Source organism: Mesorhizobium sp. (genome assembly GCF_005063415.1).
In the GTDB taxonomy this organism is placed as follows: domain Bacteria; phylum Pseudomonadota; class Alphaproteobacteria; order Rhizobiales; family Rhizobiaceae; genus Mesorhizobium.
This window is the reverse complement of sequence record NZ_SUEG01000171.1, coordinates 1-9,900: the sequence shown is the minus strand read 5'-3', so window position 1 is coordinate 9,900 and position 9,900 is coordinate 1. Positions and strand designations below refer to the sequence as shown.

Below are 9,900 nucleotides of genomic sequence, written 5' to 3'. Positions count from 1 at the left end.
GCTTGCGCTGGTCGCCGGCGGGGCGCTGCTTTACTTCGTCACCGCCTTCGCCACCGGCGGCGCCGATTTCGGCATGATCCGCCGCAATATCGGGCGGAAGGGGTCCCAGCCGGTCAAGCAACAGTCTCCAGATCCGTGAAGCGGAATTCGTCCGCCGTCGAAAGCATCGGAACGGCGTAGTAGCGCGCACAGGCGTAGTGGAAACAGTCGGCCATGTTCAGTCGGCCAGCGTTGTTGCGAAACCGCGACACTGCCTCGACAGACAGGGATGCTGCATCAGAGGCAGGCGGAAGCTCCCGCAAGGTGATTCCACGCTCTTCGAGAAAACGGCTGACTATCTCCAGGCTTGTGGCGACCGGGATGGCTAGCTTTTCCGATCGGGAAAGCGCCATCGCGGCTTCCCAAACCGCGATAGCCGACGTGAACGGAGCCGACGCTTTCATGACCGCCTGCGCGCAGCGCTGGGCTTCGGTCTCGTTGCTCAGTATTGCAACGATAGCGGCTGCATCGATGAACATCAGTCTTCGCCGGACAATTCGTCGTAGACCGAGCGCGGCAGCGGCTTGCGCGCCTGCTCGCTCAGCTCAATACCGAACTCGGCCCGGAGCCGTGCCGCCGTCTCCAGCGGCGTCTCGCGATTGCGTCGGCGCTCCAGAGCTTCGCGCATGGCGATCACGATTGCCTCGGTGATGCCGACACCTTCAAGCCTGGCAAAAGCCCGCGTCAGGCTGTCAGCTTCCTTGTTGTTGATGTTGATCGTCATTGTTTTGCTTCCGCGGTGTAGCAAATATTATGTAGCTATCTACATCAGTCCGTCAATGTGGGCCTAGCCAAATCGAAGCGATTGCCAAGGCGAGCTATTTTGTTCTTGCTTTGTGCCGGCAGCTATGCTACTAATTTCGGTATGGTGCTGATTGGCTCCAACGACCCGCCCGCCGAGGCGGGTTTTTGTTTCTGATCGGCGCCATCCCCCTCAAACAGCCTTCTGTTCGGCCGAAGCCAAAGCCCCGCGCCCTGGCCAACGCCCCCTCTTGATCGTCTCCTCGCTCTCGTCCATAAGCGCGCCGTCGCAAGACTTTCGCCGCGCGCGAAACGGCCCTCCACAAGCCAGGGAAACACCATGACCGATCAGCCCCCCTTCAAACCGCTCGTCTTTTCCGGCGTCCAGCCAACCGGCAATCTGCATCTCGGCAATTATCTCGGCGCCATCAAGAAATTCGTCGCCCTACAGGACACCTCCGACTGCATCTATTGCGTCGTCGATCTGCATTCGCTGACCGCACAGCTCGTCTATGAGGATCTTCAGGACCAGACGCGTTCGATCACCGCGGCGTTTCTCGCCTCCGGCATCGATCCGAACAAGCACATCGTCTTCAACCAGTCGCGGGTGATGCAGCACGCCGAGCTTGCCTGGGTCTTCAACTGCGTGGCGCGCATCGGCTGGATGAACCGCATGACGCAGTTCAAGGACAAGGCCGGCAAGGACCGCGAGAACGCCTCGCTCGGCCTGCTCGCCTATCCCTCCCTGATGGCCGCCGACATCCTCGTCTACCGCGCCACCCACGTGCCGGTCGGCGACGACCAGAAGCAGCATCTGGAGCTGACCCGCGACATTGCGCAGAAATTCAACAACGACTTTTCGGACCGCATCGCAGCGCTTGGCGTCGGCGTCGAGATGCAGGTCGGCGAGGAGACGGTGAACGGCTATTTCCCGCTGACCGAGCCGGTCATCGGTGGCCCGGCGGCGCGCATCATGTCGCTGCGCGACGGTTCGAAAAAGATGTCGAAGTCGGACCCGTCGGACCTGTCGCGCATCAACCTGACCGACGATGCCGATGTCATCTCGAAGAAGATCCGCAAGGCCAAGACCGACCCGGAGGCTTTGCCGGGCGAACTGGACGGGCTTGCCAGCCGGCCGGAAGCGGAAAACCTCGTCGGCATCTATGCCGGCCTCGCCGAAATATCGAAAGAGGCGGTGCTGAAGGAATATGGCGGCCAGCAGTTTTCGGTGTTCAAGCCGGCACTGGCCGACCTTGCGGTGGAAAAGCTGGCGCCGATCGCAGGCGAGATGCGCCGCATCTCCGGCGACCGCGCCTATGTCGACGCGGTGTTGCGGGATGGCGGCGAACGTGCCGGCACATTGGCCGAAGCGACCATGAAGACCGTGCGCGACATTATCGGCCTGCTGCAAGGCTAATGCATGTCGCGCAAAAGTGTGCAGCGGTTTTGCGATAACGACATGCATAAAACAAGAACCTGAAGCGCGTCGCATGAGGCTGGTCGAACGCGACGCGCTTTAAGCTGCACCAGCATTGCCACAGCCGCCGGTCGCTTGCGGGCGGGCTGCGGCGGTGGCAGATTGCGACCGAAACCATCGAACAGGGTGAATATGGTCTCCAAACGCCTCAGCCGCGAAGCCGGTCATCGCCGTAAGTTCCTGGCGATCATCGACGACACGCCGGAATGCGAGCGCGCCGTCGCCTACGCATCGAAGCGGGCGCAAAGCACGAGCGGCGTGCTGGTGCTGCTCTATGTCATCGAGCCGGATGATTTCCAGCATTGGCTGGGCGTCGAGAAGATCATGCGCGAGGAGGCGAACGCCACGGCGCGCGCCGCACTGGACAGCTACGCCAACAAGGTGCGCCAGAAGCTCGGCATCGAGCCGGAGCTGGTGGTGCGCGAAGGCAAGCCGACCGAAGAGATCCACAAGCTGATCGAGGAAGACCAGGACATCGCCATCCTGGTGCTGGCGGCAGGCGCCGGCAAGGAAGGACCCGGGCCGCTGGTCGGCGCGGTCGCTGGCAAGGGCGCCGCCTTTCCCATCCCGGTCACGGTGGTGCCGCAGAACCTGTCGGACGAAGAAATCGACAGCTTGGCCTAGGGTATGTTCAGCGGGCCTGCGACGAACCGATCGGGCCAGCGTTGCGGGGCCAAAAAGGACCCTGTCGTTCAGCACCGCGACGCTCGAAGGTCACGGCATGGATCCCAGGGTCTCCGCTACGTCGCTTCGCTCCTGCTTCGCCCTGGGATGACGGAGGCGTGGTGGCTTATGGCTAATCGCAGACGTCACAGATACGGCTCTCGGGTCGCAGCGTCGGGTGGGCCGATGGCAAGTCGCAGGCGTTCAAAATGAGCCGGAGCGTCCCTCCCTTCGTCATCCCAGGGCGGAGCAAGGAGCGAAGCGACGCGGCGCAGACCCTGGGATCCATGCCGTTACAGTGGTCCAATAACGCAGCGATGCAGTGGTTGCTTACGGCCGGTGAGTATCATCGCATGAACGGCATCGTTGGCGCTTCAGGAAGACGCACGGCGCTACAGAAGAAAATTCATTCTGCCTGTGGCCGTTCCCCGCGATGCCTTTCGCTTGAATGTCGGGTGGATAAAGCCTAATTAGAATTATTCCAAACTAGCTGCCCCAAACGGGCACGGAGACGGCCATGTTCATCCAGACCGAGTCGACGCCAAACCCGGCGACGCTGAAATTCCTGCCCGGCAAGGAAGTGCTGCAAGAAGGCACCGCCGATTTCCGTGATGCCGACAGCGCCGCGACGGCTTCGCCGCTGGCCGGCCGGCTGTTCGAGATCCCCGGCGTCACCGGCGTCTTCTTCGGCTATGATTTCATCACCGTGACCAAGGACGGCCCCGACTGGCAGCATCTGAAGCCGGCTATCCTCGGCGCCATCATGGAGCATTTCATGTCCGGCGCCCCGGTGATGGCCAAGGCCGGCCCCGCCGCCGAGACCAGCCAGACCGGCGAATTCTACGACAAGGCCGACGAGGAGCTGGTCCTCACTATCAAGGAGCTGCTCGACACGCGGGTGCGCCCGGCGGTGGCCCAGGATGGCGGCGACATCACCTTTCGCGGCTTCGAGAACGGCACCGTGTTTCTGCATATGAAAGGCGCTTGCGCCGGCTGCCCGTCGTCGACGGCGACGCTGAAGCACGGCATCCAGAACCTGCTCCGGCACTTCGTGCCCGAAGTGCAGCATGTCGAACAGGTCTCCTGACGCACCGTTCCATCGTCAACGTCGATAGACAACAAAAAACCGGGCCAAAGTGCCCGGTTTTCTGTTTGCGACGTCTGTGTTGTTGCCTAGACGGTCCGCGTATAAGGAGTTTATATCACGATGACCTTGGCGCCGACCGAGGTGCGGTCGTAGAGGTCGATAATGTCCTGGTTCATCAGCCGGATGCAGCCCGACGACATCGCCTTGCCGATCGAATTCCATTCCGGGCTGCCATGCAGGCGGTAGCCCATGTCGCCGCCCTTGTTGAACAGGTACATGGCGCGCGCGCCGAGCGGGTTCTTCAATCCCGGCTCCATGCCGCCGGCAAACTTGGCCAGCTCCGGCTGGCGCCTGATCATCTGCGACGGCGGCGTCCAGGTCGGCCATTCGCGCTTCAGCGCGATATGGGCAGTGCCGTGCCATTCGAAACCCTCACGGCCGACGCCGATGCCGTAACGCATCGCCTCGCCGTCGCCCATGACGAAATAGAGGAATTTGTTCTGCGTATCGACGATGATGGTGCCCGGCTTTTCCTTGGTGTCGTAGTCGACGATCTGCCGGCGGTATTTGAACGGCACCTTTTCGATCGGGACGCGCGGCAAATGATAACCGGCATCGGTCACCGCGCCGTAGTTGTTGGTAAAGACCTGCGAGCCGATTGTGCTGCAACCGGCGACAGCCGTCGACAGCGCCAGGGCCGCGACGATTGCAAGTGACTTCATGCGCATGAAAAGGTCCGATGCCTGCCCAAACAACAGCGGCTCGACTCGGCCGCTTTTTTCATCTTCATTCATGCTGGCATTTGCTTTGCTTGCCAAGCGGGCGATGCCTATATCCTTGGGCTTGCATGCCGGTAAACCTGCGACTATGGCATTTCGGCAACAGCCACCGCAGGATTATGCTGCAAAATCAATGGGCCAGGAACAAGAACCGGGAGACGAGGAAATCACCGTGAATGTCGGTGACGCTGCCCGGCGTTCCCGTGGCCAACATTGAACGCGCTAACTGCCAGCGCAACCAAGAGGGTGCACCGGACATTTTGGGCGAAAGTCTACGGATGGGCGCCGTTCAACGGCAACCGTTACCAAAGACTAGCCTTCGCAAAGCGCGGGCGGCCGTCACGATCCCGGTGGGCGATAGCGGATCGACTTCGCTTTCCCAAGCGCGTCCATCGTCTCTTCGACACTTAACAAGACGGTGGTCTCGTACGAGCTGAGCGCGCCTCCCGCACCGATGGCGAGCATGACAGAGGCCATGGAGACGTTGTCCGGCGCCTCCCATAGGTTCCAGCCATCGTACTCTCCGAAGGCATACCAGAACCCGTGCAGCTTGCCGCCGACCGACTCGATGTAGGAACGGGCAGCCTCGCGTCTATCCTCGGGATTATCCATCAAGCGCGCCCAGGTTTCGGGCCTGTAGCTGAATCGCGTGAGATACATCGGCATGGTTCGTCTCCTCCCAGAGCTGCCCCCACCAGACAGTTAAGCGCCCCAATCCGGGAGAAGGCGAGTCGTTTCCGAGGCGTAGTACCGCTGGCTTAGTTGCGGGGTCGCTAATAGACCTGTTTCAATGTTTTTTTCAGGAGTAAGGTCAATGGCCGCATATCTCATTGCCGATGTCGACATAACCGACGCCGCCGTCTTCGAGGAATACCGCCGGGATGTGCCGGCAACCGAAGCCCGCTACGGGGGGAGGTACATCGCTCGCGGCGGAGCCACCAAAGTTCTGGAAGGCGATTGGGAGCCTCATCGCCTTGTCATTGTCGAATTCCCGGACATGGCTTCCCTCCTGGCATGGTACGACTCTCCAGAATACGGCCGCCTCAAAGCCATCCGCGAGCGCTCAGCAAAGACGAGAATTATTGCTCTGGAGGGCATGATGCCGGTTAGCTGAGGCCTGCACCATTAGTGGACAATCCCGGCAGCTACGCGAATCATTGGTGCAAGTGCTACCCGGCCGTAGGGGAATGGCCTTAGCCGAATCGGCTTCGCGATGGCGACACAACGCTGTCAAGACGTGTTGTGGAAAACGTGTTAGAATCATCCTATCTAAGCTGGTCCTGGCGCGTGAAACCCTGTGCCGGTACTTGATACAGGAGATGTAATAGCATGGCGCGATACGACCAACGCGCAATCGCGAATGAAATTTTGAAAAAGGCGTGGAAGCGCGACCTGAAGATCACGAAGATGCACCTGATTAAATTGGTGTTTCTCGTGCATGGGTGGTCTTTGGCTTTTTTTGACGAACCTCTTGTAGATGGCCAGCCTCAGGTATGGAAGCTTGGGCCAGTTTACCCGAAACTTTACAATTCGCTTAGCGGGTATACGAGCCAGCCAGTTAATAAGCTGTTGACTGACGAGTTTATGGAACTGCCTTACGCGGCGGATGCTCTACCTCTTCCTGCAAAACGCCTGATTACTAATGTTGTTGACTCTTACGGGAAAATGCATGCGTTTTCTCTGTCGGATTTGACCCATAAAGACGGATCGCCGTGGGCGACGACTTTAAAGGAATCCGGCACCTACGCTTCGATTCCCGAGGCAACAATGAAAGAATATTACGACAATGTCCGCAAAGAGCGCGGCTGGGCCAAAGACATCTTCGGGCACTGAAACTGGGGAGCCAAGGGTCAATCTGGCTCCCGTTGAGGAGGTGCCAGATGTCCTCTCACGTATGGAAGCGCGTTGGCCGGAGATTGAAGCCCTTCTCGAATCGTCCGGGCGAAACGCGGAACTCGACAAAGAGCTGATAACCTACCTCTCGGATCTAAAAACCGACAACGAACAAATCCGCTTTATCCGCTGGGCCATACTCGGGTCGAGCGTGATTTTCGTTGTGTTCTTATGGGGCCTTTTGTTGAGCTTGGTGTTCTGGCACCACTTCACGTTTTTCTTGATGGGTGAGAACACTCGCGTAGCGCTGTTTGCCGGATCAATGCTGTTGTCCGGCCTGATCATCGTTGCGGTGCTCAAAGGTGCCTTCCGCATGGCAAAGGAACGCCATGAGGAAGCAATCCCCGAAAATCTGCGGTTAATCGCGGGGCTTGTGGCCTCCGGGAAGGGCGCGGGGCACACTGCCTAGGGACCGATGAGCGGCTGCTAGGGATCGCCGCTCTTTTCCACTCTTTCGGAGGCTGCCCCTTTGCGATTTTCTTCAGCCCGCGGTCATGGCTACCTCTGACTCGTCTGTTTCCAGTTCGCAGGTTGCCTCGCGTTGTGGCGCCGCACGCGCGTTCCGTTTTCCATCGATGATTGCGGCCAGTTGATGGCGTTCAACCAGGACCGCAGCCGCCAGCCACGATGTCCGCGAGATCGCCGACGACAGACCTGATTGCCTTACGAGGATAGGTTAGAAGAGTGCTTCGGTCGTGGCGCCAAGGACCAGCGCGGCGATCGCGTATTGAAAGGTAGCAAGGTCATCGCCGCCTAAGCAGGAAATTATCCGAAAAAGAAGGAAGGATAGTGGTGTTTGCCACCTGTGATTCCTTGACCAACTGGGTAAAAGTTCCGCTAACCTTTCTTCATTACGCTGCAGAGACGAAGCCACAAAGGGGGCCGAATGCGGGATGCCGACGTGAGGCGAGCGGTTAAGGCTCACCTCCAAATAGTGCACGAGGGCGATGCCACGACACGCATTGTCGAGGAGATGGGCGTGTGGTCTGGAACCGTGCGCGTCGATATCGCAGTCATCAACGGTGAACTCTGCGGATATGAATTGAAGAGTGACAGCGACACGCTCGACCGTCTCCCCTATCAAGTAGAAATGTATGGCAAGGTTTTCGACCGCATGACCTTGGTCGTCGGCGGCAAACATTACAAGAAAGCCGCCGCGCTGATTCCAAAATGGTGGGGGTGCTACGTCGCCGACATGAAAGGCGACGACGTAGCTCTTAAAAGCAAGCGCACTGCGCGGCGGAACCCGGCCCCGGACCCATTCATTGTCGCGCAGCTGCTTTGGAAAGACGAGGCCGTCGCGATTCTAGAAAAGTACAACCTCGCCAAGGGTTGGCGGGCCAAGCCAGCAACCGAAATAAGCAATCGGCTCATTGGGGCACTGTCGTTTCGGCAGCTATGCGACGAGGTGCGGGCGGCCCTTAAGGGTAGGCAAAAACTAGGGCAGTTGGTTCCTAGTAAGTTCGATGTGACGATTGACGCAGTACCCCACCCAACTAGCCGGACTTCCGGGTGATGTGCCAGGAACGTTGGCGATAGCGTCTATCGTCAAGTCACCCCAACAATTGCCGAGCGGAGTTCTTCTCGGAAATCGCGAAATTGCAGCTGCGTAATTGCGATATTGCGTCTCACGAGGGATAGCACCAGGTCCTTTGGTCTTAACACCGTGGAATATCTGGAACTGGCCGTCTGGGGTGTATTTTGCGTTGATCGGCACAGGACCCGGGATGTTATCGGTCGATGCGTCGGGGCCGATTGTGGCGTAGTCGCCGAAATGCAATGTGTAACCTAAGCCATATGCATTTAGGGCATTCCAGAGGTCCAACTCAGTACGCGGCAGCATAGTTTGGCCGACCGTATACCCGGTCAGAGTAGCCGGTATATTGCCTCCAGCAACCGTTACTGAACGCCACGAGGCTCCTTGGTGCAACGCGCGGAATGCCGCGAATGCAGGGGCTCCCAGAGCCAAGACACTGGCGACGCTGCCTCCAAGATCAATGATGAGATCGGTTTCAGCTACGGGGCAGTACCAATTGGCTATCGATGTGGGGGCAGTGGTTAACTCAGCCAATGAAATTCTGAGGGCGGCGCCCCGGCGATCCGCCGCTATCATTCTCGTTACCGCCGCATGATAGGCAGGGGGCGCCAAATACCTAGTGGATGGCACCAAGTGAAGATTAGCGGAATTAGCACTCGCCCGGATATTGTCGAGGTGATGGACAGTCGGGCTTCCCGGCAGGTCAGACGCATCGATGAACAACTTGGTCGGTCCCCAAGCGTCCGAAATTTGTTTCGCTAGAGCATCAGAGGCAGTTACAGGAGAACTCTTAGGTGGGTTCTTTGGGGCCGCCCTCGGCGGCTTGGTATCACCATAGTTTCCCTGAGCTATGACGATGAGCGGCACTACATTAACCCGCGCGGCCGCTCTTAAGTTATTCAGCGCTGTGCGCTCGCCCTGTTTCCATCGCAAGATTGGTACGTATGTAACTGGCATGGTTCCCTCCCATTTACCCATGGAAGGGAATAGCACGGACAATGCGCATTTCCTAACCGGGTTTGTCAACCAGATAATCGCCCCAAAAAACCGGGTTCAAACCGTGAACAAAATCTGGCATGGTATCTCCATGCCGATCATCTCACCTCTACCCCTCAACCCGCTCATCGACGGCCGCCAGTCGGAGCGTGCCATGCTGGTCAGGCGTGGTGTGCAGCGGCTGCTCAAGCAGATGGGCGCGCATGTCTTGCCGGAACTGTCGCTGGCCACCGGCCGACGTGCCGACCTCGTGGCGCTGACCCGCCAGGGCGACATCTGGATCATCGAGATCAAATCCTCGATCGAGGATTTCAGGGTCGACCGCAAATGGCCGGACTACCGGCTGCATTCCGACCGCTTCTTCTTCGCCACCCATCCCGGCGTGCCCGCTGAGATATTTCCGGAGGAATGCGGCTTCATCCTCTCCGACGGCTATGGCGCCGAGATTTTGCGCGATGCGCCCGAACACCGCATGGCGGCGGCGACGCGCAAGGCGCTGATGTTGAGGATCGCGCGCGCCGGTGCTGCGCGGCTGCTGGCGGCGGAGCTTGCCGGGGTGTCGGTTCCGGCGCTGGAGGGTGAAAGCGAATAGGCCTTCGTAAAGCTACTTCCGTGACGCGGCGGTCTCGGCCTTCGCTCCGCCAGCGCTGAAACCTGCGCCCTCCGGCGCGCCCGGCCGCTTGATGTG

General features: G+C 59.3%; 14 protein-coding genes. 9 read left to right on the top strand and 5 right to left on the bottom strand.

Annotated elements, in window-relative coordinates; genetic code table 11:
• Positions 1-113: 113 nt before the first annotated feature.
• Positions 114-518, bottom strand: a complete 405-nt coding sequence (locus E5W70_RS28000) for a type II toxin-antitoxin system VapC family toxin (RefSeq protein ID WP_292664560.1) — start codon at positions 516-518, stop codon at positions 114-116.
• A complete protein-coding gene (locus E5W70_RS27995) occupies positions 518-763 on the bottom strand; it encodes a type II toxin-antitoxin system VapB family antitoxin (protein WP_023676383.1) in 246 nt (81 codons plus the stop codon). The genes E5W70_RS28000 and E5W70_RS27995 overlap by 1 nt, the downstream gene beginning before the upstream one ends.
• 357 nt (positions 764-1,120) lie before the next feature.
• Between E5W70_RS27995 and trpS the strand changes: the two genes are divergently transcribed.
• From trpS to E5W70_RS27980, 3 genes are all read left to right on the top strand, one after another.
• A complete protein-coding gene (trpS, locus tag E5W70_RS27990; RefSeq protein WP_292664557.1) occupies positions 1,121-2,197 on the top strand; it encodes a tryptophan--tRNA ligase in 1,077 nt (358 codons plus the stop codon).
• 192 nt (positions 2,198-2,389) lie between these two features.
• Positions 2,390-2,881, top strand: a complete 492-nt coding sequence (locus E5W70_RS27985; protein ID WP_008872431.1) for a universal stress protein — start codon at positions 2,390-2,392, stop codon at positions 2,879-2,881.
• A gap of 556 nt (positions 2,882-3,437) precedes the next feature.
• A complete protein-coding gene (locus E5W70_RS27980) occupies positions 3,438-4,007 on the top strand; it encodes a NifU family protein (RefSeq protein WP_292664553.1) in 570 nt (189 codons plus the stop codon).
• A 110-nt stretch (positions 4,008-4,117) separates the two neighbouring features.
• On the opposite strand, the gene E5W70_RS27975 is transcribed toward E5W70_RS27980, so the two are convergent.
• Complete coding sequence (locus E5W70_RS27975) at positions 4,118-4,735, bottom strand: L,D-transpeptidase (protein ID WP_292664551.1); 618 nt, start codon at positions 4,733-4,735, stop codon at positions 4,118-4,120.
• On the opposite strand from E5W70_RS27975, the gene E5W70_RS27970 reads away from it, so the two are divergent.
• Positions 4,734-5,003 (top strand): hypothetical protein, encoded by a 270-nt coding sequence (locus E5W70_RS27970; protein WP_292664549.1) that lies wholly within the window; start codon positions 4,734-4,736, stop codon positions 5,001-5,003. The two genes, E5W70_RS27975 and E5W70_RS27970, sit on opposite strands and share 2 nt — an antisense overlap.
• A 122-nt stretch (positions 5,004-5,125) precedes the next feature.
• Here E5W70_RS27970 and E5W70_RS27965 read toward each other — a convergent pair whose 3' ends face one another.
• Positions 5,126-5,452 (bottom strand): GYD domain-containing protein, encoded by a 327-nt coding sequence (locus tag E5W70_RS27965; protein ID WP_023717906.1) that lies wholly within the window; start codon positions 5,450-5,452, stop codon positions 5,126-5,128.
• 148 nt (positions 5,453-5,600) lie between these two features.
• Between E5W70_RS27965 and E5W70_RS27960 the strand changes: the two genes are divergently transcribed.
• The 4 genes from E5W70_RS27960 to E5W70_RS27945 all read left to right on the top strand — a co-directional run bounded on the left by E5W70_RS27960 (position 5,601) and on the right by E5W70_RS27945 (position 8,195).
• On the top strand, positions 5,601-5,900 hold the full coding sequence (locus tag E5W70_RS27960) for a DUF1330 domain-containing protein (protein WP_292664547.1): 300 nt from the start codon (positions 5,601-5,603) through the stop codon (positions 5,898-5,900).
• Between the two features lie 215 nt (positions 5,901-6,115).
• Entirely contained in the window at positions 6,116-6,619 is a 504-nt protein-coding gene (locus E5W70_RS27955; RefSeq protein ID WP_292664545.1) for a type II toxin-antitoxin system antitoxin SocA domain-containing protein, read from the top strand.
• A gap of 61 nt (positions 6,620-6,680) precedes the next feature.
• On the top strand, positions 6,681-7,088 hold the full coding sequence (locus E5W70_RS27950) for a hypothetical protein (protein WP_292664543.1): 408 nt from the start codon (positions 6,681-6,683) through the stop codon (positions 7,086-7,088).
• A gap of 477 nt (positions 7,089-7,565) precedes the next feature.
• Positions 7,566-8,195 carry a sce7726 family protein gene (locus E5W70_RS27945; RefSeq protein ID WP_292664541.1) on the top strand — a complete coding sequence of 210 codons (630 nt, stop codon included), beginning with the start codon at positions 7,566-7,568 and terminating at the stop codon, positions 8,193-8,195.
• Here the strand turns inward: E5W70_RS27945 and E5W70_RS33220 are convergent.
• The gene (locus tag E5W70_RS33220) at positions 8,118-9,173 is read right to left on the bottom strand and encodes a hypothetical protein (protein WP_366509754.1); all 1,056 of its coding nucleotides are present in this window, start codon (positions 9,171-9,173) and stop codon (positions 8,118-8,120) included. The two genes, E5W70_RS27945 and E5W70_RS33220, sit on opposite strands and share 78 nt — an antisense overlap.
• Before the next feature lie 130 nt (positions 9,174-9,303).
• Here E5W70_RS33220 and E5W70_RS27940 point away from each other — a divergent pair, with 130 nt between their 5' ends.
• The gene (locus tag E5W70_RS27940) at positions 9,304-9,804 is read left to right on the top strand and encodes an MmcB family DNA repair protein (protein WP_292664562.1); all 501 of its coding nucleotides are present in this window, start codon (positions 9,304-9,306) and stop codon (positions 9,802-9,804) included.
• Positions 9,805-9,900: the final 96 nt, after the last annotated feature.

Coding starts and splice junctions, on each gene's coding strand:
- E5W70_RS28000 (WP_292664560.1), bottom strand. CDS start 518: ATGTTCATCGATGCAGCCGCTATCGTTGCAATACTGAGCAACGAGACC.
- E5W70_RS27995 (WP_023676383.1), bottom strand. CDS start 763: ATGACGATCAACATCAACAACAAGGAAGCTGACAGCCTGACGCGGGCT.
- trpS (WP_292664557.1), top strand. CDS start 1,121: ATGACCGATCAGCCCCCCTTCAAACCGCTCGTCTTTTCCGGCGTCCAG.
- E5W70_RS27985 (WP_008872431.1), top strand. CDS start 2,390: ATGGTCTCCAAACGCCTCAGCCGCGAAGCCGGTCATCGCCGTAAGTTC.
- E5W70_RS27980 (WP_292664553.1), top strand. CDS start 3,438: ATGTTCATCCAGACCGAGTCGACGCCAAACCCGGCGACGCTGAAATTC.
- E5W70_RS27970 (WP_292664549.1), top strand. CDS start 4,734: ATGAAAAGGTCCGATGCCTGCCCAAACAACAGCGGCTCGACTCGGCCG.
- E5W70_RS27975 (WP_292664551.1), bottom strand. CDS start 4,735: ATGCGCATGAAGTCACTTGCAATCGTCGCGGCCCTGGCGCTGTCGACG.
- E5W70_RS27965 (WP_023717906.1), bottom strand. CDS start 5,452: ATGCCGATGTATCTCACGCGATTCAGCTACAGGCCCGAAACCTGGGCG.
- E5W70_RS27960 (WP_292664547.1), top strand. CDS start 5,601: ATGGCCGCATATCTCATTGCCGATGTCGACATAACCGACGCCGCCGTC.
- E5W70_RS27955 (WP_292664545.1), top strand. CDS start 6,116: ATGGCGCGATACGACCAACGCGCAATCGCGAATGAAATTTTGAAAAAG.
- E5W70_RS27950 (WP_292664543.1), top strand. CDS start 6,681: ATGGAAGCGCGTTGGCCGGAGATTGAAGCCCTTCTCGAATCGTCCGGG.
- E5W70_RS27945 (WP_292664541.1), top strand. CDS start 7,566: ATGCGGGATGCCGACGTGAGGCGAGCGGTTAAGGCTCACCTCCAAATA.
- E5W70_RS33220 (WP_366509754.1), bottom strand. CDS start 9,173: ATGCCAGTTACATACGTACCAATCTTGCGATGGAAACAGGGCGAGCGC.
- E5W70_RS27940 (WP_292664562.1), top strand. CDS start 9,304: ATGCCGATCATCTCACCTCTACCCCTCAACCCGCTCATCGACGGCCGC.